Raw genomic sequence first — 25,052 nt, 5'->3', positions numbered from 1 at the left:
CCCGCCTCACGCCTTGCCCAGCGCCGCGAGCAGCAGCGCGGCCAGGGTGTCGACCTCGGGCGGGTGGAGCACGGTGGCGTGCTCCCCCTCCATCTCCAGCACCTCCAGGTGCTCGGCGGGCAGGTGGTGCGTCCAGCCCAGGCGCGCGTCACCCACCTGCTCACGCAGCGCGCGGCTGGTGATGAGCGTCGGGCGCACGCGCGTCAGGGGGATGGTCCACGCGCGGGCCTGCGGCGTGAGCACCTCACCCAGCACCCGCCAGATGCGCGCGAAGTCGCTGCCCCGGAAGTGCGGCGCGGCCGTTCCCCGCTCGCGGGCCCGCTTCGCCACGTGCTCCCACTGCTGCTCGCGGGAGAGCGCGGCCAGCTCCTGCTCCATCGCCGCGTCGCGCACGCCGAACTCGCTGGCGAGCACCAGCACGGCGTCCTCATCGGACGACGGCGCGACGGCGCGGATGGCCTCCCACGTGGCGGTGTCCATCAGGGCGAGCAGCTCCACCGTCTCGCCCTGGGCCTCCAGCAGCGCGGCCACGCCGAGCGCGGGATAGCCGCCGTACGAGAAGCCCGCGAGCCGGTAGGGACCGTGGGGCTGGATGGCGCGGATGTCGCGCGCGTACGCCTCCACGCGAGCCTCCAGCGTCGCGTGTCCGTGGCCCGTGGCCAGTGTCTCCGGCGCCTGGATGCCATGGCAGCGGAAGTGTGGCTCCAGGCGGGGTACCAGGTCGCGGTAGTGGTGCACCTCGCCGTCGCCCGCGTGGAAGAGGAACAGCGGGGGCGTGTCCTCGGGGAGCCGGGGGCTCGACAGGCGTACCGCGCTGGTGCGGCGGGGGCCTTCTCGCAGCAGCGCGAGGATGGCCTCGGAGGACTCGCCCAGCGTGGGGCTCTGGAAGAGCGTGGCCAGGGGCAGCGGCAGGCCCAGCTCCTCCTCCAGCCGCGCGAGCAGTCGCATCGCCAGGATGGAGTCACCGCCCAGCGCGAAGAAGTCGTCGCCAGCCTGGACGCCCGGTCGGCCGAGCACCTCCGTCCACAGGCGCTGGAGCACCATCTCCAGCGTGGTGCGGAAGGGCGTCTCCAGCTTCGAGTCGGACGTGGGCGCGGACGCGGGTTCGGGCGCGACCACGGCGTCCGGGTCCGGCAGCGCCTTGCGGTCCACCTTGCCGTTGGCGTTGATGGGCAGCGCGTCCATCACCACGAACGTCGCCGGCACCATGTAGCCGGGGAGCTGTGAGGCGACGTGCTCGCGGAACGGCTCGGAGCGCGCGACGCCCGGAGCCTGCACGTAGGCGTACAGCGACGTCACGCCGGACGGGGACACGCGCGCGATGACGACGGCCTCCTGGACCAGCGGGTGGCGGCGCAGGCACGTCTCAATCTCCGACAGCTCGATGCGGAAGCCACGGACCTTCACCTGGTGGTCGGCGCGGCCGAGGAAGCGCAGGCGTCCGTCGGGCAGCAGCCGGGCCAGGTCGCCCGTGTGGTACATGCGCGCGCCGGGCGTGGCGGAGAACGGGTCCGGCAGGAAGCGCTCGGAGGTGAGGTGTGGCGCGCGCAGGTAGCCGCGTGAGAGCGCCGCTCCGCCGATGTACACGCGGCCCGGCAGCCCGGGAGGCACCGGCTCCAGGTGCTCGTCCAGCAGGTAGAAGCACACGCGCGGCATGGGCCGGCCGATGGGGAACGTGGCGGCGGTGCCCAGTCCCTCCACCCCGGGGATGTCACAGGTGGCGGACGTAATCGTGCACTCGGTGGGGCCGTAGACGTTGACCCACGGCGCGTGCCCACCGCCCACGCGCACCCAGGCCTCGAAGGTCTCCTTCTTGAGGACATCGCCACCGGGGGCGAGCAGCTTGAGGCGCGCGGGCACACGCTGGCCCAGCGCCTCCATCTGACGAATCCACTCCTCGATGTACGTGGGAGGCAGGCTGATGATCGTGATGCCCGTCTCCTCCAGGTACGGCGTCATCGCGTGCGCGGGCACCAGGCCGCTGCGCATCACCACCGTGCCGCCCACGAGGAGCGGCGGGTACAGGTCCTCGGCGGCGGCGTCGAAGGTGAGCGGCGCGAAGTTGAGCATCCGGTCCCCCTCCACCAGCCCGAAGCGCTTCGCGATGCCCACGTTGTGGTTCACCACCGAGCGGTGCTCCACCATCACGCCCTTGGGCTCGCCCGTGGAGCCGGAGGTGAAGACGATGTACGCCGTCTGCGCGTCGAGGACGCGGCGCGGCCCGGGCTCCAAATCGTCCGAGACGGACGCGGGCAGGGGCGGCACCTCCACGTCCTCGACGAGTGACAGGTGCGGCTCCAGCACGTTCGCGTCCACCCACAGCCTGCGCACCTCGGCGCGCACGAGCACGTCGCGCTTGCGTGGCTCGGGCCAGTCCGCGTCCAGCGGGACGTAGGCGCCGCCCGCCTTGAGGATGCCGAGCAGCACGGCCATGGCCTGGGTGGACGGCTCCATCACCACGCCCACCCGCTCCTCGGGCTTCAGCCCTCGCTCGAGCAGGCGCGAGGCCAGGAGGTTCGCGCGTGCGTTGAGCTCCGCGTAGCTCCAGGTGACGTCTCCATGCGCGACGGCGGCCGCGTGCGGCGTGCGACGCACCTGGGCCTCGAACAGCGTGTGGATGCACGTGTCCGGCGCGATGTCCTGCGCGGGGCCGGCCAGCGCGGCGAGCACCTCCCTGCGCTGGGTGGGAGACAACATGGACAGCTGGGGCAGCGAGACCTCCGGCGCGCTCAGCGCGGAGGCGGCGAGCTGCTCGAAGGCGCGTGCGAAGCGCTCGCCGGTCTCGGGCGTGAAGAGGGCGCCATCCAGGGCGATGAAGCCGGACAGCGGGCCCGCGTCTCCGAGCGTGACGCTCGCCACCACGTCATACGCGGGGATGACGCCGTCGACGTCCAGCTCCGTGACGGACAGTCCGTCCAGGCCGGGCAGCCCGGGGCGCTCCGCCTGGAGCAGCGCCTGCGCGAGTCGGGGCGCGGTGCGGTCTCCATCCGGCTGCACCGTGTCCGCGATGCGCTTGAACGGCACCTCCTGGTGCATGGTGGCGTGGGCCACGACATCGCGCACGCGGCGCAACAGGCCGCGCAGGCTGGGAGCGCCGGACACCTCCGTGCACAGCGGCAGCACGTTGGCGAAGTAGCCCAGGAGCGACTCCACCTGGGGCGTGGAGCGGCCCGAGAAGGGCGTGGCGACGACGACGTGGGATTGTCCACTGAGCCGGTGCAGCCACGCCTGCGTCAGCGCCAGCAGGACGCTGAAGGACGAGACGCCCTCGCTCCGGGCGAGCGCGCGGATGGTGTCCGAGTGCTCCGCCGAGAGCGACACCGTCACCGCGCGCATGTTGTCGTTGAGCGCGGGCGCGCGGCGCGGGAAGTCGAGCGGCAGGTCCAGCAGCGGCGGTGCATGCGCCAGCGCCTGCTTCCACGACGCGAGGCCCTCCTCGAGCCTGCGCAGCTGCTCGGGCTGTCGCTGCCAGACGGCGTAGTCGGTGTACTGGAGCGCCAGCGGGGGCAGCCGCGCGGGGCCTCCATCCACCGCCGAGTTCCAGGCCGTCGCCAGCTCCTCCGCGAAGGTGGCCAGACCCACGCCGTCGTTCACGGTGTGGCTGAAGGCCAGGACGAGCGCATGGCGTGAGCCGCGCTCATCCAGCTTCAACAACTCGAAGCGATACAGCGGGCCCTGCGCGAGGTCGAAGTGCTCCCGGTCCAGCCGCACCACGGCGTCGCGGGCGACCTCGAGCGCGTGCGTCGCGGACAGGCGGGACAGGTCCACGCGCGTGAGGACCGAGGCGCGTGGAGGATGGACGCGGACACGGAGCGCCTCACCCTGCTGGAAGAACGTGGTGCGCAGCGTCTCGTTGCGCTCGACCACGGCGGCCAGGGCCTCCTCCAACCGGTCCGCGTCCAGCGCGCCTTCGAGCAGCAGGCCGAGCGTGAGGACATACGGCGGCGCCTGGGGAAGCTGCAGCGCGTACCAGAGCCGCTCCTGGACCAGGGACGGTGGCAGCACCTCCGGTCGGGCGACGACGGTGGGGACCTCGAGCACCGCGCGAGGCGCCGCGTCGATGAACGCCGCCACCGAGGCGATGGTGGGGTTCGCGAAGAACACCGCCAGGGGCAGCTCGACGCCGAAGGCCTGACGCAGCCGCGCCACGAGCCGGGTGGCCGAGAGGGAGTGGCCGCCGTGCTCGAAGAAGTTCGCCTGACGGGAGAGCTGCTCCAGTCCCAGCGCGGCCTGGAACAGGGCCGCCACCCGCGCTTCCGTGCTGCCGTGGGGCGCGTCGTCACCGAGCGAGGGCTGCTCCTGTCGAGGCAGCTCCTGGAGCTCCAACGCCTTGCGGTCCACCTTGCGCGACGACGTGAGCGGCAGCGCGTCGAGGAGCACGAAGACCGAGGGGACCAGGTGCTCGGGAAGGCGCTGACGCAGCCACGCGCGCACCGTGTCGACGACGAGGGCCTCCGGATGCGTGGGGACCAGGAACGCCACCAGCCGCGTGGCTCCGTCCACGTCCTCGCGAGGCACCACGGCGACTTCGCGCACGTCCTCGTGGCGGGTGAGCACGGCCTCGATTTCACCGGGCTCCACGCGGATGCCACGCACCTTGAGCTGCGTGTCCAGGCGACCCAGGTACTCGAGCTGCCCGTCCGCGAGCCAGCGCACCCGGTCTCCGGTGCGGTAGAGCCGCTCGCCCGGCGTGGTCGCCAGGGGATGCGGGATGAAGCGCTCCGCCGTCAGCTCCGGGTGCTCCAGATAGCCCCGCGCGAGGCCGGTGCCGCCGACGTACAGCTCACCGGGCACGCCGATGGGACTCGGCTCCAGGCGCTCATCGAGTACGTAGAGGCGGGTGTTGGGCCAGGGCGTTCCCACCGTGACGCGGGACACTTCCGTGGCCCCGCCGCCCGACGGATGTCCGAGTCCCGGGAAGGGCGTGACGGTGGCGGCCACCGTGACCTCGGTGGGGCCGTAGGAGTTGAGCAGCGCGCGGCCCGGGGCCCAGCGTCGGACCAGCTCGGCCGAAAGGGGCTCGCCGCCGGAGACGATGACCTGGAGCGACTCCAGTCCCTCGGGCTCGAGCAGGGCGAGCACCGTCGGCGTGAGCGCGCAGTCGGTGATGCGCTGCTCGCGAAGCAGCGTGCGCAGCGGCAGGTCGGGGAGCAGCCGCTCCTTGGGCGCCATCACCAGCGTGGCGCCGGAGAGCAGCGTGGAGAAGATCTCCCAGACCGAGCCATCGAAGGTCGCCGAGGCGAACTGGAGGACCCGCCGGCCCGGCTGGAGCCCGTGCGCCTCCAGCGCCGCGAGGGCCGTGTTGCACAGGCCCTGGTGCGTCAGCAGCACGCCCTTGGGCTGGCCCGTGGAGCCCGAGGTGAAGATGACGTACGCGAGCTGCGCGCCTTGCGCGGACTCGGGCAGCTCCTCCACCGGCTTGCGTGAAATCTCCGCGGCGTCGGTGTCGACGTACGCGGACATGATGGCGACGGACGAGAACAGGTCTCCCAGGCCCTCCCGCGTCACGAGGACCCGCGCGCCGGCGTCGATGAGGAGCTGGGCGAGTCGCTCCGGAGGATGCGCGGGGTCCAGCGGCACGTAGGCCCCGCCTGCCTTCAGCACGGCGAGCATGGACACGACGAGCCCGGGGCCGCGCTCCAGGCAGAGGGCGACGCGCTCCTCGGGCCCCGCGCCGAGCTCCCGCAGGAAGTGCGCGAACTGATTGGAGCGGGTGTGCAGCTCCCGGTAGGTGAGCGTCTGTCCCTCGAAGGCCAGGGCCTCCGCGTCGGGCGTGCGAGCGACCTGCGCGGCGAAGCGGGAGACGACGGTGTCGTGGGCGTCGCGGGCGCGTGCGGAGGCGTTGAAGTCGAAGAGCACCTGTCGATGCTCCGCCTCCGTGAGCAGGGACAGCCGGCGCACGGGCGTCGTGGGCGCGAGCAGCGCGGATTCGAGCAGGCGCACGTAGTGCGAGACCATCCGCTCCGCGCTCGCGGCCTCGAACAGCGCGGTGGGGTACTCGAGGTAGAAGCCGAACCGGTCTCCGTCCTCCTCGGCGGTGAGCATCACGTCATAGAGGCTGGCGGCCGAGCCGAGCTGCACCGGGCGCGCCTCCAGGCCGGGGAACCCATCCGACAGCGTCCGCGGGCTGGGGCTCAGCTCGAACATCGCCTGCACGAGCGGCGCGTGGGAGAGGCTGCGCTCCACCTGGAGGGCCTCGACCACCCGCTCGAAGGGGACCTCCTGATGCGCGAACGCCTCCAGCGCCGTGGTCCGTGCCTGACCCAGGAGTGAAGCGAAGGAGGCCTCGGGGTCGACCTGCGTGCGCAGCGCGACGGTGTTGATGAACAGGCCGACCAGGGGCTCCAGGGACGGATGGACCCGCCCCGACACCGGCGTGCCGATGCTCAGGTCCGACTGTCCCGTGTAGCGATGGAGCAGCGCGGTGAAGGCCGCGTACAGCGCGATGAAGGGCGTGACCTGGTGTTCGCGGCAAAGCTCCCGCAGCGCTTCGGCGAGGTGCACCGGCAGCGGGTGGTGCCGTGTGAAGGCACCCGCGTGTCCGCGCCCCGGATGCCGGGGGACGTCCGTGGGCAGCTCCAGCACGGTGGGCGCGCCGTCCAGCTTGCGCCGCCAGTACTCGAGGTGGGCATCCTGTCGAGCGAGCACGACCGGCGTGCGCTGCCAGGCGGCGACGTCCGCGAAGTCGAGCGTCAGGGGCTGCGCCGTCGGCGAGCGGTTCTCGCGGCAGGCCGCATACGCTTCCGCCAGCTCGCGCAGGAGGAGGTCCATCGACAGGCCGTCCACCACGATGTGGTGGAACACGAGCAGCAGGACATGGTGCTCGGGCGCGAGGAGGAACAGGTGGAAGCGGTAGAGCGGCCCCGTGTCCAGGCGGAAGGGACGCTCAGACTCCTCCGTCAGCCGCCGCATCAGGACGTCGCGAATCGCGGCCTCGGCTGACAGGTCCTCGCGGTCGAGCACGCGCATCGGCACGGGCTCGAGCCCCAGCCGCGGGCCCCCTTCGGCGGGCGTGAAGATGGCGCGCAGCGCGGTGTGTCGCTCCAGCAGGAACAACAACGCGGACTCCAGCGCCTCGACGTCCAACGGTCCGCGCAGCTCCGTGGCCTCCGGAATGGCGAGCGACGCGGAGTCAGGCTGGAGCTGCTGGAGGAACCACATGCGCTCCTGCGAGAACGACGGCACGGTGGGCGCGTCACCGGGCCGGGGCACGGGCTCGGGGAGCGGGAGGGCCTGTCCCGGCGCCAGCTCGGTCAGGGCTCGCGCGATGCCCGCCACCGTGGGCGCGAGGAAGAGGGTCTTGAGAGGCAGCTCCTGCCCCAGCGCCCGGCGGATGCGCGACACCAGCCGCGTGGCGCTCAGCGAGTGGCCACCCAGCGCGAAGAAGTCCGCGTCGCGGGAGACGCTCTCCAGTCCGAGGACCTGGCGGAAGAAGCTCGCGAGCAGCTGCTCCAGCGGTCCGCGCGGCGGCGCATCGCCAGCGCCTCGCGTGACCTCCGGCTCCGGCAGGGGGAGCGAAGTGAGGGCTCGGCGGTCCGTCTTCCCGGAGGGCGTGAGCGGCAGCGCGTCGAGCACGACGACGGCCGAGGGGACCATGGCCTCGGGGAGCACGGGCTTGAGCGCCGCGCGTGACGCCTCGGCCTCCTCCGCGCGCCCCTCTCGCGGGACGACGTAGGCGATGAGGCGCGTATCACTCCGTGGGCTCGTTCGAGCCACGACGACCGCGTCGCGCACGGCGGGCAGTCGCCTCAGCGCGACCTCAATCTCCTCCAGCTCGATGCGCTGTCCGCGCACCTTCACCTGGAAGTCGGTGCGGCCCAGGTACTCCAGCGTGCCGTCGCCACGCCAGCGTGCGAGGTCTCCGGTGCGGTAGAGGCTCGCGCCGGGCGTGTCGCTGAAGGCGTCCGGGAGGAAGCGCTCGGCGGTGAGCTCGGGGCGACGCCAGTACCCGCGCCCGACCTGGAGGCCGCCGATGAAGAGCTCCCCCTGCACGCCCACCGGGACGGGGTGCCCCGCGGTGTCGAGGACGAGCAGGTGCGTGTTCGCCACCGGGCGACCGATGGGCACACTCGTGCGCGGGTCGCCCCGAGGGCAGCGCCAGTGGGTCACGTCCACCGCGGCCTCGGTGGGGCCATAGAGGTTGTGGAGCTCCGTCGTAGGCAGCCGCTCGTGGGCTCGCTGGACGAGGTCGGCGGAGATCGCCTCGCCGCTGCACACGAGCGCGCGCAGGTCCGGGAAGGACTCCTGCCAGGGCTCCTCGAGGAAGGCCGCGAGCATGGAGGGGACGAAGTGGGTGACGGTGATGTGCTCGTCGGCCAGGACTCGCGCGAGGTAGGCGGGCTCGCGGTGCCCGCCCGGCCGTGCCAGCACCAACCGCGCGCCCACGGTGAGCGGCCAGAACAGCTCCCACACCGAGACGTCGAAGCTGGTCGGCGTCTTCTGGAGCACGCTGTCACCCGCGACCAGCGGGTGGACCTGGCGCATCCACGTCAGTCGATTGACGACCGCGCGGTGCGCGTTCATCGCGCCCTTGGGGCGCCCCGTGCTCCCGGAGGTGAAGATGACGTACGCGAGCGAGTCGGGGTGCGGCCTGCCCGAGACGCGGGTGCTCGGCAGGCTCGCGAGCCGCGTGGCCTCCGCGTCGAGGAGGACCGTGTGGCCTGGGTGCGAAGGCAGGTGGCTCGCGAGCTCCTGGCGCGTGAGGACGACGGCGGCCCCTGCGTCCTCGAGCATCCCGGCCAGTCGCTCGCGAGGCAGCTCCGGGTCCAGCGGCAGGTAGGCCGCGCCGGCCTTGAGGATGCCCACCAGCGCGATGACGAGCTCCAGGGAGCGCTCCAGGAACACGCCCACGAGGACCTCGGGCCCCGCCCCGAGGGACTGGAGATGCCGTGCGAGCTGATTGGCCCGGGCCTCCAACTCTCCGTAGGTGAGGTGGTGTCCCTCGAAGGTGAGCGCACGGAGCCCGGGCGTGCGCTCCGCCTGGGCCTGGATGAGCGAGACGAGCGTCGTGTCCGCGTCGTACTCCCGCCCGGTGTCGTTGAAGTCGCGGAGCACCTGGCGGCGCGCGTCGACATCGAGGAGGGACAGGTGCGCGACCTGCCGACTCGGGGTGCGCAGTGCGTCCTCGAGCAGGTGGACGTAGTGGGACAGCAGGCGCTCGATGGTGGGCGCCTCGAAGAGGTCGGTGCTGTACTGGAAGGACAGCTCGTGGCCCTGGGGATTCTCGGTGACGGTGAGGGCCAGCTCGGTCTGGGTGTTCAGGCCGTCGACGACGAGGGGCCGGGCCTGGAGGCCGGGGAAGGTCCCGGCGAGCGTGTTCTCCGCGCGCTCCCAGAAGAGGCCCACCTGGAACAAGGGTGCGTGAGCGAGGCTGCGCTCGACCTGGAGGGCCTCGACGACCCGCTCGAAGGGGGCATCCTGATGCGTGAAGGCCTCGAGCGCCGTGGTCCGTGTGCTCGCGAGCAGCTCGGCGAAGGTGGTCCCCGGGTCGAAGCGGGTGCGGAGGACGACCGTGTTGGTGAAGAGGCCGACGATGGACTCCATCGCGGGGTGCGGACGTCCGGAGACGGGCGTGCCCACGGACACGTCGTCCTGCCCGGAGTGTCGATGCAGCAGCGCCGCGAGCGCCGCGCTCAGCACCATGAAGGGTGTGACGTGGTGTTCCCGGCAGATCTGGGTGAGTGCCTGTTCCAGCGCGGGAGACAGTCGATGGAAGCGGCTCAGCGCGCCCGCGTCACCGAGGACGGAGGGACGCGGCTTGTCAGTGGGCAGGGCGAGGAACGTGGGAGCGCCGGCGAGCTGGCGCTTCCAGTACTCGACGTGGTGGTCCTCACGGGCCCGGACGGGAGCGGAGCGTTGCCACGCGGCGACGTCGGCGTAGGTGAGCGAAGGCGTCGGCAGGGAGGGCGTCTGGTGCTGGCTCAGGGACGCGTAGGCCAGGGACAGCTCGCTCAACAGCAGGTCGATGCTCAGGCCATCGACCACCACGTGGTGCAGCACGAGCAGGAGGACATGGTGCTCGGGGGCGAGGCGGAACAGGTGGAAGCGGTAGAGCGGCCCCTGCTCCAGTGACAGGACGCGAGTGCTCTCCTCGCGCAGCCGGAGGTGCAGCGCGGGACTGTCAGCGTTGGTCGCGGAGAGCTCCTCGACGTGGAGCACCTCCACGGGAAGCGGGTTGTGTCGTGGAACCGGCCGCCCGTCCTCCGCGATGAAGGTCGTTCTCAGGACCGGGTGACGATCGAGCAGCAACCGCAGCGCGCCATCGAGCGCCGGGATGTCCAGTGCGCCGCGAAGCTCCACGGCCTCGGGGATGTTGTAGGCGCGCAGCTCGGGTTGGAGCTGGTGGAGGAACCAGAGGCGCTCCTGCGCGAAGGAGGGCTGAGGAGGCAGTGCGGAAGGCGCGGGAGAAGGGAGCGGGAGCGCGTCGTGGTGCAGGGAGAGGAGGAGAGCGAGTCCTGCGACGGAGGGGGAGGAGAAGAGGGCGGCGAGAGGAAGCTCGACGCCGAAGGCGAGGCGGATGCGGGAGACGAGGCGGGTGGCGGAGAGGGAGTGGCCACCGAGGGAGAAGAAGTCCGCGTCGCGAGGGACGTGAGAGAGGGAGAGGACGTCGGCGAAGAGTTGGGCGAGGAGCGCCTCGGCCTGTCCACGAGGAGAAGCGTCGGAGGAGGGGACTTCAGCGGAGGAGATGTCGAAGGAGGAGAGGGCCGTCCTGTCGACCTTGCCGCTGGTGGTGAAGGGGAGAGAGGGGAGGGAGAGGAAGCGAGAGGGGACGAGGGCTTCAGGGAGAGAGGAAGCCAGCGCGTCGCGGAGGGAAGCCAGCGGAGGCGCACCGTCGTCGAGGACGAGGAAGGCGACGAGGAAGGTGTCGCGAGAGGGGCGGAAGGGGAGGACAGCGGCCTGGCGGACGCCGGAGAGGCGAAGCAGAGCGGCTTCGATTTCTTCGACTTCGACGCGGACGCCGCGGAGTTTGAGCTGGAAGTCGGAGCGGCCGAGGAAGGAGAGGGAGCCGTCGTCATTCCAGCGGGCCCTGTCGCCGGTGTCGTAGAGGCGAGCGCCGGGAGAGGTGCTGAAGGCGTCAGGGATGAAGCGCTCTGCGGTGAGGTGGGGGAGTGAGTGGTAGCCGCGAGCCAGGCAGATGCCGCCGATGAAGAGGTTGCCGGAGACGCCTGGGGGGAGGGGCTGGAGGGAGTCGTCGAGGACGTAGAGGCGGCAGCGGGGAAGAGGGCTGCCGAGACGGACGGGCCGGTGAGGGAGGGAGATTTCAGCGGCGACGTTGATGCTGGCTTCAGTGGGCCCGTAGGTGTTGACGAGGCGGGTGGAAGTCAGCGCGAGGGAGTGGACGAGAGAGTCTGGGAGGACTTCGCCGCCTGTGACGAGGACGGAGAGGGAGCGGAAGGCGTCGAGGGCACCGGGCTCCTCGAGGGCGGTGGCGAGGGAGGAGGGGGTGATGACGACGTGGGAGACGGAGTGGCGGCGGATGTCGTTGGCGAGGCCAAGAGGGCCGACGTCGCGGAGGATGACGCGAGCGCCGCGGGAGAGGCTGAAGAGGATTTCCTCCTGGTGGATGTCGAAGGAGAGGCTGCCGGAGGCGGCCCAGGTGTGGCCCGTGGAGGTGGAGTAGAGGGCGTCGAAGGCGTCGAAGCAGTGGACGACATTCTGCTGGGTGGAGAGGACGCCCTTGGGAGTGCCGGTGGAGCCGGAGGTGTAGAGGACGTAGGCGAGGTTGTCGGGCAGGGCGCGCAGAGGCTCCGCCAGCGCCGCGTCAGCACGCTGCGCCGTAGCAGGCTCGACGAGCGGAATCCCAAGCTGCACATCCGCGAAGAGAGCAGGCGAAGAGACGACGAGGCATGCACGGGACTGCTGAAGCAGTTGTGCGCGCCGAGCCGGCGGGTGCGAAGGCTCCAGAGGGAGGCACGCGGCGCCGGAAAGATGGACGGCGAGGAGGGAGACGACAGCCTCGGACGAGCGCTCGACACAGACACCGACGACAGCTTCCGGACGCGCACCAAGAGCCGCGAGATGCGCGGCGAGACGCGAAGCGCGAGAGTGGAGCTGGGAGAAGGTGAGGGTGGCGTCGGGAGCGACGAGAGCAACGGCGTCAGGCGTCCTCGCGAAGGAGGCAAGCAGCAGGGACGCGACGGTGCCGTCGGAGTCGAAGGGACGGTGAGAATCGTTGAAGTCGAAGAGGACGCGCTGGCGCTCTTCGACGGAGAGCAGCGAGAGGCTGGAGAGGGGCGCCTGGGGCGAGGCGAGGACCTGTTCGAGGAGGATGACGAAGTGGGAGAGCATGCGCTCGACGGAGGCGTGCTCGAAGAGGTCGGTGCGGAACTGGAAGAAGAGCTGGAGGGAGGAGTCGGGCAGCTCGGTGGCGGTGAGGGCGAGGTCGAGCTGGCTGGTGCCGTTGTCGACGAAGACGTGCTGAGAGGAGAGGCCGGAGAAGGAGAGGGGCGAGTCGACGCGGCGCAGGTCGAACATCACCTGGAAGAGGGGCGCGTGACTGAGGCTGCGCTCGACGTGGAGCGCGTCGACGACCCGCTCGAACGGCGCATCCTGGTGGCTGAAGGCGTCGAGCGAAGTGCTCCGGACCTGCGCCAGCAGCGAGGCGAAGGTCATCCCTGCTGGAAGCTGCGTGCGAAGGACCAGCGTGTTGAGGAAGAGGCCGACGATGTCCTCGGTGGCGGCGTGCGTGCGGCCGGAGACGGGAGTGCCGACGCACAGCTCGCGCTCACCCGAGTAACGGTGAAGCAAGGTGGCGAACACGGCATAGAGCGCCATGAACGGCGTCACCTGATGCTGTCGGCAGAGCGCCTCCAGCCGGAGGCGGACTTCACGAGGCAGGACCTGGTGACGCGAGAAGGCGCCTCGATCCGTGAGGACCGGCGGACGCGGCTTGTCCGTGGGGAACGCGAGCAGCGCGGGGGCATCGGCGAGCTGCCGCTTCCAGTAGTCGAGGTGGACATCCTCACGCGCGCGGAACTCGGGGGTCCGCTGCCACGCGGAGATATCCGAGTAGGTGAGGGGCGGCGTGGGGAGCAGCGGCGCTCGTTGCCGGCTCAGCTCTGAGTACGACTGCGCCAACTCGCTCAGGAGCCGGTCCATGGACAGGCCATCCACGACGATGTGGTGGATGACCATCAGCAGGACATGGCGATCGACCGCGACCCTGAACAAACGGAAGCGATACAGGGGCCCCTTCTCCAGTGAGAACGGGCGCGAGCTCTCCTCCTCCAGACGTTGCTGGAGCAGTGCGCGCAGTGCCTCCTCGCCACGGACGCGAGGCCGGAGGTCCTCCACGTCGAGCAATTGCTCGGGGACGGGCTGGAACGCCAACCGAGGCATCCCCTCCGACGAACCGAAGACCGCGCGCAACGATGAGTGCCGCTCCGGCAGCAGTCGCAGCGCGGCCTCCAGCGCGGCTGTATCCAGGACTCCCGTCAGCTCGATCGCCTCCGGAATCACATACGCGGCGGAGTCAGGCAGGAGTTGATGGAGGAACCAGAGGCGCTCCTGCGCGAAGGAGGGCTGAGGAGGCAGTGCGGAAGGCGCGGGAGAAGGGAGCGGGAGCGCGTCGTGGTGCTGGGAGAGGAGGAGAGCGAGTCCTGCGACGGAGGGGGAGGAGAAGAGGGCGGCGAGAGGAAGCTCGACGCCGAAGGCGAGGCGGATGCGGGAGACGAGGCGGGTGGCGGAGAGGGAGTGGCCGCCGAGGGAGAAGAAGTCCGCGTCGCGAGGGACGTGAGAGAGGGAGAGGACGTCGGCGAAGAGTTGGGCGAGGAGCGCCTCGGCCTGTCCACGAGGAGAAGCGTCGGAGGAGGGGACTTCGGCGGAGGAGATGTCGAAGGAGGAGAGGGCCGTCCTGTCGACCTTGCCGCTGGTGGTGAAGGGGAGAGAGGGGAGGGAGAGGAAGCGAGAGGGGACGAGGGCTTCAGGGAGGGAGGAAGCCAGCGCATCGCGGAGGGAAGCCAGCGGAGGAGCACCGTCGTCGAGGACGAGGAAGGCGACGAGGAAGGTGTCGCGAGAGGGGCGGAAGGGGAGGACGGCGGCCTGGCGGACGCCGGAGAGGCGAAGCAGAGCGGCTTCGATTTCTTCGACTTCGACGCGGACGCCGCGGAGTTTGAGCTGGAAGTCGGAGCGGCCGAGGAAGGAGAGGGAGCCGTCGTCATTCCAGCGGGCCCTGTCGCCGGTGTCGTAGAGGCGAGCGCCGGGAGAGGTGCTGAAGGAGTCAGGGATGAAGCGCTCTGCGGTGAGGTGGGGGAGTGAGTGGTAGCCGCGAGCCAGGCAGATGCCGCCGATGAAGAGGTTGCCGGGGACGCCTGGGGGGAGGGGCTGGAGGGAGTCGTCGAGGACGTAGAGGCGGCAGCGGGGAAGAGGGCTGCCGAGACGGACGGGCCGGTGAGGGAGGGAGATTTCAGCGGCGACGTTGATGCTGGCTTCAGTGGGCCCGTAGGTGTTGACGAGGCGGGTGGAAGTCAGCGCGAGGGAGTGGACGAGAGAGTCTGGGAGGACTTCGCCGCCTGTGACGAGGACGGAGAGGGAGCGGAAGGCGTCGAGGGCACCGGGCTCCTCGAGGGCGGTGGCGAGGGAGGAGGGGGTGATGACGACGTGGGAGACGGAGTGGCGGCGGATGTCGTTGGCGAGGCCAAGAGGGCCGACGTCGCGGAGGATGACGCGAGCGCCGCGGGAGAGGCTGAAGAGGATTTCCTCCTGGTGGATGTCGAAGGAGAGGCTGCCGGAGGCGGCCCAGGTGTGGCCCGTGGAGGTGGAGTAGAGGGCGTCGAAGGCGTCGAAGCAGTGGACGACATTCTGCTGGGTGGAGAGGACGCCCTTGGGAGTGCCGGTGGAGCCGGAGGTGTAGAGGACGTAGGCGAGGTTGTCGGGCAGGGCGCGCAGAGGCTCCGCCAGCGCCGCGTCAGCACGCTGCGCATCTCCTGGCTGCACCAGCACCGCGTCGAGCGCCACGCCCTCGAAGAGAGCAGGCGAAGAGACGACGAGGCAGGCACGGGACTGCTGAAGCAGTTGTGCGCGCCGGGCCGGCGGGTGCGAAGGCTCCAGAGGGAGGCACGCGGCGCCGGAGAGGTGGACGGCGAGGAGGGAGACGACGGCCTCGGACGAGCGCTCGACGCAGACACCGACGACAGCTTCCGGACGCGCACCAAGAGCCGCCAGATGCGCGGCGAGCCGCGAGGCGCGAGAGTGGAGCTGGGAGAAGGTGAGGGTGGCGTCGGGAGCGACGAGAGCCACGGCGTCCGGAGTCCTCGCGAAGGAAGCAAGCAGCAGGGACGCGACGGTGCCGTCGGAGTCGAAGGGACGGTGGGAGTCGTTGAAGTCGAAGAGGACGCGCTGGCGCTCTTCGACGGAGAGCAGTGAGAGGCTGGAGAGGGGCGCCTGGGGCGAGGCGAGGACCTGTTCGAGGAGGATGACGAAGTGGGAGAGCATGCGCTCGACGGAGGCGTGCTCGAAGAGGTCGGTGCGGAACTGGAAGAAGAGCTGGAGGGAGGAGTCGGGCAGCTCGGTGGCGGTGAGGGCGAGGTCGAGCTGGCTGGTGCCGTTGTCGACGAAGACGTGCTGAGAGGAGAGGCCGGAGAAGGAGAGGGGCGAGTCGACGCGGCGCAGGTCGAACATCACCTGGAAGAGGGGCGCGTGACTGAGGCTGCGCTCGACGTGGAGCGCGTCGACGACCCGCTCGAACGGCGCATCCTGGTGACTGAAGGCCTCCAGCGCGGTCGCCCACACGTGCGCCAGCAACATGGAGAACGGCGCGGAAGGCAGCAGATGTGTCCGCAGGACGAGCGTGTTGATGAACAGCCCGACGATGTCCTCGGAGGCAGCGTGCGTGCGTCCGGAGACCGGCGTGCCGATGCACAGCTCGCGCTCGCCCGAGTAGCGCTGGAGCAGCGTGGCGAACACGGCGTAGAGCGCCATGAACGGCGTCACCTGGTGCTCTCGGCAGAGCGCCTCCAGCCGCAGCCGGACCTCGCGAGGCAACACGTGGCGACGCGAGTACGCGCCGCGGTCGGACAACACCGGCGGCCGAGGCTTGTCCGTGGGCAGCGCGAGCAGCGACGGCGCGTCGGCGAGCTGTCGCTTCCAGTAGTCGAGGTGGATGTCCTCGCGCGCGCGGACCTCGGGCGTGCGCTGCCAGGCGGACAGGTCCACGTAGTCCAGGGAGGCGGGCGCGGGAGGCGGGATGCGGCCTTCCTGGAGCGCGGAGTACGTCGTCGCCAGCTCGTTGAGGAGGATGCCCATCGAGAGGCCATCCACCACCAGGTGATGCAGCACCAGCAGCAGCACCTGGTGCTCGGGGCCGCTCGTGAACAGGTGGAACCGATACAGCGGCCCCTCCTCCACCGAGAGCGGTCGCGAGGCCTCCTCGCGCAGCCTGCGCTGGAGCCACGCCTCCGCGGTCCCGCTCTCATTCGGCGGGCGTGACACGTCCTCCACCGTGAGCAGCGGCTCGCGGACCGGGTGGACGCGCAGTCGCGGGCTCCCCTCCACGGGCGTGAAGGTGACGCGGAGCGCGGCGTGCCGCTCCACCAGTCGCCGCAGCGTGTCCTCCAGCGCGGTCCTGTTCAGCGTGCCCCGAAGCTCCAGCGCATCGACGACGAGGTACGCCGCCGAATCCGGCTGGAGCTGCTGGAGGAACCACAGCCGCTCCTGCGCCAGGGACGGCATCGGCGCGACGTCCGCGGGGAGCGGCGTGGGGCCGGCGAGTGACGCAGAGAGCGACTCGGAGATGGGACCCAGCGCCCGGGCCAGACGAGCCACCGTCGCGTGCGAGAACAGCGTTGTCAGCGGCAGGTCCACACCCACCGCGTGCCGCACGCGCGCCAGCAGTCGCGTGGCGCTCAGTGAGTGCCCGCCCAGCTCGAAGAAGTCGCTGTCCCGGCCCACCCGCTCCACGCCCAGCACCTGCTGGAACAACCCCGCCAGCAGCACCTCCAGCTCTCCACGCGGCGCGCTGTCCGCGAACGCGCTCGCGGCGTCGACGCGGCCGAGCGACAGCGTGCCCAGCGCCTTCCGGTCCACCTTCCCGGAGGACGTCAGCGGAAGCGCGGTGAGCGTCACGAGCGCGGAGGGCACCAGGTGCTCGGGGAGCTGCTGCCTCAACCACGGGCGCAGCACCGCGCTCACCCGGGCCTCATCCTGTCCCTCGGCGGGGACGAGGAAGGCCACCAGGGCCAGCTCGCCCTCCGCGACTTCGCGAGCCACCACCGCGACCTCGCGGACCTCCGGATGGCGCGCGAGGACGGCCTCCACCTCGCCCGGCTCCACGCGCATGCCGCGCAGCTTCACCTGCGAGTCGATGCGGCCCAGGTACTCGAGCTCGCCGTCCACCGTCCACCGCGCCAGGTCTCCCGTGCGGTAGAGCCGCTCACCCGGCGTCGAGCCGAACGGATGCGGCAGGAACCGCTCCGCCGTCAGGTCCGGTCGCCCCAGATAGCCACGGGCCACGCCCACGCCGCCGATGAACAGCTCTCCAGCGACGCCAGGAGGCAGCGGCTCCAGCGCCTCATCGAGCACGTACAGTCGCGTGTTGGGCCACGGCGTGCCCAGGGTGATGGCGCCCGGCACCACCGCGTACGGCGTGATCGCCGCGCAGACCGTCGCCTCCGTCGGTCCATACGCGTTGAGCAGCCGCCGGCCCTGGCCCCAGCGCTCGGCCACCGCGATGGGAAGGGCCTCGCCCGCGGAGATGACGGTGCGCAGGCACTCCAGCCCGTCCGTCTCCAGCTGCGCGAGCACCGACGGCGTCAACGTCACCGCGGTGACGGCGCTCTCACGCAGCAGCGTCCGCAGGGGGGCGTCCGGGAGCAGCCGCTGTCGGGGCGCGAGCACCAGCGTCGCGCCCGCGAGCAGCGTGGCGAACACCTCGCACACGGACGCGTCGAAGCTCATCGACGCGAACTGGAGCACCCGGTCCTCGGACCGGAACCCATGCGCCCGCACCGCGGCCAGCGCCGTGTTGCGCAGACCCGCGTGCGCCACCAGCACGCCCTTGGGCCGCCCCGTGGAGCCGGACGTGTAGATGACGTACGCCAGATGGTCCGCCGAGGCGACCGCCTCCAGCCGCTCCACGGAGTGCCGGGCGAACGGCGGCAGCAGCCCGTCCAGCTCCACGGTCAGCTCGCCTCGCAGCGGCAGCTCGTCCAGCATCTGCTGCCGCGCGAGCACCACGGGCGCGCCGCTGTCGGAGAGCACGAAGCCCTGCCGCTCCGCGGGATGCGCCGGGTCCAGCGGAACGAACGCGCCTCCCGCCTTGAGGATGCCCAGCATCCCCACCACCTGCTCCACCGAGCGCTCCGCGCACAGCGCGACGCGCGTCTCCGGCCCCACGCTCAGCGAGCGCAGGTAGCGCGCGAGCTGGTTGGCGCGCTCGTCGAGCTGCCGGTACGTCAGCCGGGTGCCCTCGAAGTCGAGCGCCGTCGCGTCCGGCGCGCGGTCCACCTGCTGCTCGAAGCACGCCACCACCGTGTCGCCGCCCTCCAGGTGTTGCTCGGAGGCATTGAAGGTGACGAGCACCCGGTGCCGCAGCGCCTCGGTGAGGACGGGACGTGGGGCCATCGCGCGCTCGGCCACGGGGGCGGCGTCGGGCGCGGCGGCGGAGTCGACAGGGGGAGCCTTCCGTCCGTGCGGACCGGGGGAGGTCGGGGCGGAATCGTCGTGAGCGGTCATCGTGAAGTCTGTGCTCTCAGAGCCGGAGTCGAACGTTGATGCCGGCGCGGAACAGGCCCATGTCCACCGGCGCGCTGGGGGCGATGCCGGCGTCGGGCTGGAAGCGGAACTCGCCGCCGCGCTCTCCAAAAGGAACTTCCACGTAGGCGGCGACCGTCACGTCGCGCAGCCGGGAGGCATTGATGTCCAGGCGCGCCACGTAGGACGGGTCTCCCACGTTGCCCATCACCGTGAGCGTCGTCGTGGGCTCGTAGATGTTGCGCGCGGTGACGGCCACCTGCGCCATGCCGTAGAAGCGGCCGAAGTAGAGCGGCTGGAAGTCACCCACCGCCTGCACCCACGTCAGCAGCTCGCGGTCGTCGCTGCCCAGCTGGTTGTAGAACCCCTCCAGCCGCACCACCGTCTTGAACGTGTCCGCCACGCGCAGCTCCACCTGCGCGCCGCCGCTGGCCTGCACCTGGAGCCCGTCGAGCGCCCGCACCTGGAAGCCCCCCGCCTGCGAGCGCTCCCACGTGGCCACGTCCGCGCCGTGCACCAGCGCAATCTCGGTGTTGAAGTCCAGTCGCCCCAGGCCAATCGAGTAGTCCACGCCGTAGCGGGGCCGCCGGCCCTCCATGAACGAGCCCGAGACCGCCAGCTCGCTGGTGCCCAGCGCCATCTCCGCGCGCACCGCGCCGCCGTAGCGCACGCGGTCCCCGTCCGCCGTCACCTCGTCCAACAGGTCCGCCGTGCCGATGAGCCACAGGTTGGCCGCCATCTCCTCCCACGGCACGTTGACCTTCACCATGTCCACGCCCGGCCTCAAGTCATAGAGGAACAGCGGGTCCGGGTTGCGTGCGCGCAGGAAGTCGGTGGTGTTCCAGATTTTGGAGCTGCCCCACTTGATGTGCTGCCGCCCCGCGGTGATGAAGACGTGGTCGAACAGGCCGAAGTAGATCCACAGCCGGTCCAGGCTCGTCGCGGGCGTGGAGAGCACCGGGTCCAGCGGGTCGTACGCCATGCGGCCCACCGCGAAGCTGCGCAGCCCGTCGAACGGCTTGAAGTCCAGGTACACATCCAGGAGCGCCGGGAAGAACGGGTCCACTCCCGTGGCCGACGTGCTCGCGCGCCTGGCCCCGGCCACCTCCGCGCGCTGCAGATAGAAGCCGCCCACCGTGAGCAGCTCGGGCACCTTGAGGAACGCGGAGGGGTGCAGCGGGTCTTCCTCGACGGCGTCCTCCGTCACCGGCTGGGGCCCCGCGGTGGGACCTCCCGCCGCGGAGGCGACGCTCGTGCCCGACGCGGCCACGTCATCCACCACCACCGGCCGCAGCGACGTGTCCACGTCCATGGGCGGCGCGGGGCGCGGGGCCTCCGTCTCGCCCTCGATGGTGGGCACCGCCAGCTCCAGGCTCGCCACGGCGGGCTGCGTGGCGGCGGCGGGCTCCGCGAAGGCCTCCACCGTGTTGCCGTCCGCCGTCTCCGTATCGTCCTCGGACGCGGTGCCGGAGGCGGACACCGTGTCGCCTGCCTCCTCCGGGTCCACGGTGCCGGCGGAGGACAGCTCCGGCGGCGGCTCCACGCTCGCGGTGAGCGCGAGCTTGCCTCGCACGGGCTTCTGATACGTCAGCGCGCGCACGTCGCCACCGGCGAAGAACACCGCGAGGCCCCGCGACGGATAATGGAAATACAGCGAGGTGTCCGCCGTGGCCTTCACCACGTAGCAGGGCTTCTTGCTCCAGCCCGTCTTGGGACACGCGGGGCCGAATTGTTTCTCCACCGCGGCGCGCGTGGGCGCGCGGGTGGGGAAGACATCGATGCGCCGCAGCTTGCGCGTGCGTGTATCGACGGTGAAGCGCGCGCGCTGCGTCCCCGCTGGCGAGGACTGCCCCTGATAGTCGAGCACCAGCGCGCCGTCCTCGCGGCGTCTCGCGTCGGGCTCGCCGAACAGGATGCGCAGCTGCGCCTCGGTCGTGACGCCCGGTCTGGCTTTCTTCCAGGGCTCCGCGTGAGCCGTGCCATGAATCAGACACAACATGGCCACGATGCGCACGACAGAGGGGGCAGGGGGCATGGAGGGCCGCAGTCTAGTGGTGTTGTGACACGCGTGGAAACCCACGGTGGGTTGACATTCCCCCGCTCTTCCTCCGAGCATCCACCTCCCCCTGCGTAGTGGAGGCCACCCACATGGCGTCGGAAGAGGCGGTTCAGTCCCCATCCGAAACAGCGGCGAACGCGGTATCCACTCCGAATCCCTCCGAGGCTCCCGAGGCGGTGTCAGCTGCTCCCGAGAAGCTCGATGAGATAGAGGAGATCGACTTCCTCCTCGAGGAGATTGAAAGCAAGATCGCCCCGCTCGCCCTGGCATGAGCACGGCTGGCGAGGTCCGCTCGTACCGGGACACCTTCGTCCCGTACTGGCATCCGGTGGCGTACGCCCATGAGCTTCGGGAAGGCCCCCTGGCCGCCCGGCTCCTGGAGACGGAGCTGGTCCTCTGGCGCACCGCCTCCGGTGTCGCGGCCACCCAACGCTACTGCGCGCACCGCGGAGCAGACCTCTCCGCCGGGACTGTTACACCCCAGGGACTTCGCTGCGCGTTCCATGGATGGACATACGCCCAGAGCGGCTCGTGTGTCCGCATTCCCTCTCAACCCCAGACGCCCGTCCCCGAGCGGGCCCGGGTGAGCAGCTACCTTGCCGCACAGCGGCATGGGCTCATCTGGGTCTGTCTTTCCCCCGAGCCCGCGGCGCCGCTGCCCGAGTGGCCGGAGCTGGCCGACAGCGCGACGGTGGCCACGGTGCCGCTGCCCCGCCTGGACTGGGACACGTCCGCCGGACGCATGGTGGAGATCGTCCTGGACGTGGCTCACCTATCGTTCGTTCATGAGGGCACGTTCGGCAATCCGGAGCAGCCGGAGGTGCCGGCGTATGACGTGGAGAAGCTGCCGGACGGGCTGCGCGCGCAGATTGTCTACCCGGCGCTGGCGCCCTCGGTGGGGAGCGCTCCACCCCGGGTGGACCGCACCACGCTCACGTACGAGGTGACGTTCCCCTTCACCGCGCGGCTCACCTTCAAGCCCACGCTCTTCTATCCGCACACCGTCTACGCGGTGGCCTCGCCCTGGTCGGAGGAGAAGATGCAGTGCTTCTACTTCGCCTCGTACCACCCGAGGATCCGCAACTTCGCGGAGCTGTTCGTGAAGTCGGAGTCGGCCATCCTGGAGCAGGACCGCCGCGTCGCGGAGGGGCAGCGCCCGCGCGCGCACCCGCTGGACTTCTCCGGAGAGGTCCCCGTGAAGGCGGACCGGCTCCCCATCGAATACCGCCGGGCCCTCGCGGCCCTGCGCCTGGGCCGTCCTCCGGACGCGCCCGCATTGGACTAGCCACAGGAGTCGCTCGAACGTGAATGCCGGGGGCCGAAGCTGGGAGAGGTGCGTGTCCGTGGTGGCGCTGCTGGTCGCCGTGAGCGGCTGCCGTGAGAAGGACGCGGCCCCCAAGCCGCCGCCGCCCGCCGTCGTCGAGGCGAAGCCCGCCGCACCTCCCGCCCCCAAGCCCGTGTCCGCCCAGGCCGCGCTCGTGGAGCGGGGCCGCTACCTGGGCGAGTCGGTGCTCGGCTGCGTGGACTGTCACACGCGACGCGACACGGGCCGCTTCGGTGGACCCCTGTCGGGTCCCCCGCTCGCCGGCGCGTGCTTCGGCCCGGAGTGGGACCTCCCCGGCACGCTGTGCGCGCCCAACATCACCTCCGACCCGGTGCACGGCGTGGGCAGGTGGACCGACGCCCAGCTGCTGCGCACCCTGCGCGAGGGCTACGGCCAGGGCGACCGCACGCTCTTCCCGATGATGCCGTACATGGAGTGGCGCGCCACCCTGTCCGACGGTGACGCGAAGGCCGTCGTCGCGTGGCTGCGCACCGTGCCCGCCGTGGCCCTCCCCACGCCTCCCTCCCAGCTCGCGCCCGAGGTGCTCGCGGACATCAAGGACCTGGCCGGCCCCCTGCCCGGACCCGTGGCCGAGCCCGCCCAGGACGACGTCTCCCGGGGCCGCTACCTGGCCACCATCGCCCAGTGCGCCTTCTGCCACGCCAGCGCGGACGAGGAGCCCAGGCCCTTCGCCGGAGGCCGCGCCGCCCCCACGCCCCTGGGCGAGGAGCCCGTGCCGTCCCTGCTCCCGGAGGGGCCCATCCTGAAGGACCTGAGCGAGGACGCCTTCGTCGCCCGCTTCACCGCCTTCAAGGACCTGGCCCCCGCCCCCAGCAAGAAGGGCCAGGTCAACAAGCTGTCCATGCCCTGGCGCGCCTTCTCCTCCATGAAGGAGGAGGACCTTCGCGCCGTGTACCGCTTCCTCAAGACCCAGGGCGTGGCAACGCAGCGCGCCACGGGCCCATGAATTGGCGCGGCGCTTTCTGAGAAAGTAGGATACACGCCTTGCCCTCCGCTGAACGTCACCGTGCCCTGCGCTGGTGAGCCGCGCTGGACTCGAATCTCATGACCCTGTCCTTCAAGAAGTGCGTCCTGATGCTCCCGGTGCTGGCGGTTGCCTCGGGCTGCAACCTGCTCGACACGTCCGACGTGGAAGGCACGCGTGGCCGTGGTGCGCGAGCGTTCGACCCGTACTCGAGCTCCGCCTCCGGGGCCATCTCGCTGTCCCTGCTCTGGTACAAGGGCTGCGCCATGCTTCCCACGGGTGAGCCCGTGACGAAGGGCGACCTGAACCTGCCGGACTATGGCGCCACCTGCTACAACCTGAACAACGGCTACCCCTCGGAGACGAATCCCTTCGAGCCGGTGGAGCCCTTCGCCCGGATGATCGTCACGCCGGGGGAGCTGTACTTCCTGCGCGAGTTCTCCGCGATGGACGTGGAGCTGGCGCGCTTCGAGGACCCCAACGACAGGCGCACGCCGGCCGCGTGGATGCGGATGGAGTCGCTCTTCAAGGACCTGGACTGGTCCGGCCTGTCCTCGGGGCGCGACGCGTGGAAGCGCCTGGAGCCGAAGACGTTCCTGCGCGAGACCTTCTACGAGAACGCCGCGTGGATGCTGGCCACGGACGACACGTTCCTCCTGGAGGTGCTGGACGCGGACGGCAACGTGCGCACCAGCATCACGTACTCGCGCCGGGACTTCCTCGCGGAGAGCGCCGTCACGGGCCGCACCCGCGCCAGCTTCACGGTGACGGGCCTGCAGCGCCCGCTGTTCCCCGGAGACCCGACGCCGCGCCGGGCGGAGAACTACGACGCGCTCGAGTTCGCCACGGCGGTGAAGGTGTCGCTCGCCAACTCCACCAACCCGTTCAAGTCCTTCACCATGCCGGACCTGCGGGGCGAGGGCGTCATCCGCCTCACCTGGAGCCAGCTGCCGCTCAAGCCGTTCCTCTTCCCCGTCACCTTCCAGCCCTCCTCGGAGCGGCTCGCGACGTGCTACCAGTTGGGGCCGGACGGGCTGGCCACGGACGTGCCCACGCCGTGCGGCTTCGGCCTCAAGCAGCAGGTGCAGGTGTCGCGCCCCGCCAACGGCACCTTCTTCAACGCCGGTGAGACGGTGGACTTCGTGGTGTCGCTGCAGGACGGCGACGGCCACGGCCTGCACCCGCGCGACTCCATGCCGTCGTACTTCGACTACCTGGGGGAGGGCTCCAACGGCCTGGCCTACTTCAACGAGCAGATGCTGCTGACGTGGCGTGACAGCAGCGCGTCCGAGTCCGGCTTCAAGGTCGTGGGTCCGCTGCAGAACCTGAAGGTGGTCAACGGGGACTACGTGCCCAAGGACTACTTCGCCTATCCGGCCGCGAGCGAGCCGCAGTTCTACGTGCCGCCGGACATCATGGCCGTCGCTGGCGGCATGGCGGTGCGTCCGACGACGCGCTACGCGGTGCCGCTGCCTCCGGACGCGAAGCCCGGCACCTACGCCATCCTGCTCAAGGGGCACCGCAACTACGAGGGTGAGCGGCTCAACCGGTTGGACCCGTTCTTCTTCCAGGTGGGCCAGGCCGCGCCGACCTCGTACCCGGGCCGCATCGGCAACTGCCAGGTGTGCCACAACGGCGTGGGCTCGCTGAGCAACGTGCACCACGGCGTCTCGGTGGACCACGTGGAGACGTGCAAGGTGTGTCACCACGACGACGTGGTGGGGCACGTGTCGGACTTCATCCACCGGCTGCACATCTCGTCGCCGAAGTACGCGCAGAACAAGGGTGACTGCACCCTGTGCCACCTGACGCGCGAGAGCACGCTGCGTCCGAGCATGAACGCGTGCGCGGGCTGCCACCCGGGCACGCACGGCACCGAGTACTTCGACCTGCAGTTCCAGGAGCTCAACTCTCCCCCCAACGCCTTTGGCAACTGCGCCAACGCCTGCCACGTGACGACGGTTCCCGCCGAGCACGTGCTGCCGGCGCGCTGAGCC

Annotated in this window: 6 protein-coding genes; 4 read left to right on the top strand and 2 right to left on the bottom strand. The window is 70.9% G+C overall.

The window, feature by feature from the left end; all coding sequences use genetic code 11:
- Positions 1 to 6: 6 nt before the first annotated feature.
- Positions 7 to 18,558: a non-ribosomal peptide synthetase gene (locus VZQ01_RS10325; RefSeq protein WP_426747719.1), complete on the bottom strand. Its 18,552-nt coding sequence runs from the start codon at positions 18,556 to 18,558 to the stop codon at positions 7 to 9.
- Positions 18,559 to 18,685: 127 nt separating this feature from the next.
- Entirely contained in the window at positions 18,686 to 20,722 is a 2,037-nt protein-coding gene (locus VZQ01_RS10320; RefSeq protein WP_426747718.1) for a hypothetical protein, read from the bottom strand.
- A 113-nt stretch (positions 20,723 to 20,835) separates the two neighbouring features.
- Here VZQ01_RS10320 and VZQ01_RS10315 point away from each other — a divergent pair, with 113 nt between their 5' ends.
- From VZQ01_RS10315 to VZQ01_RS10300, 4 genes are all read left to right on the top strand, one after another.
- Positions 20,836 to 21,018 (top strand): Xan family putative trans-acting RiPP leader peptide, encoded by a 183-nt coding sequence (locus tag VZQ01_RS10315; protein ID WP_046711779.1) that lies wholly within the window; start codon positions 20,836 to 20,838, stop codon positions 21,016 to 21,018.
- The gene (locus VZQ01_RS10310) at positions 21,015 to 22,031 is read left to right on the top strand and encodes a Rieske 2Fe-2S domain-containing protein (RefSeq protein ID WP_426747717.1); all 1,017 of its coding nucleotides are present in this window, start codon (positions 21,015 to 21,017) and stop codon (positions 22,029 to 22,031) included. The genes VZQ01_RS10315 and VZQ01_RS10310 overlap by 4 nt, the downstream gene beginning before the upstream one ends.
- A gap of 52 nt (positions 22,032 to 22,083) precedes the next feature.
- On the top strand, positions 22,084 to 23,037 hold the full coding sequence (locus VZQ01_RS10305) for a c-type cytochrome (RefSeq protein WP_228556742.1): 954 nt from the start codon (positions 22,084 to 22,086) through the stop codon (positions 23,035 to 23,037).
- Between the two features lie 98 nt (positions 23,038 to 23,135).
- Positions 23,136 to 25,049, top strand: coding sequence for a hypothetical protein (locus VZQ01_RS10300; protein WP_426747716.1), 1,914 nt, complete (start codon positions 23,136 to 23,138; stop codon positions 25,047 to 25,049).
- The last annotated feature ends 3 nt before the right edge of the window (positions 25,050 to 25,052 follow it).

Origin of the sequence: Myxococcus faecalis, from assembly GCF_050039385.1 — a bacterium.
In the GTDB taxonomy this organism is placed as follows: domain Bacteria; phylum Myxococcota; class Myxococcia; order Myxococcales; family Myxococcaceae; genus Myxococcus; species Myxococcus fulvus.
This window is presented reverse-complemented; position numbering and strand designations above follow the sequence as displayed.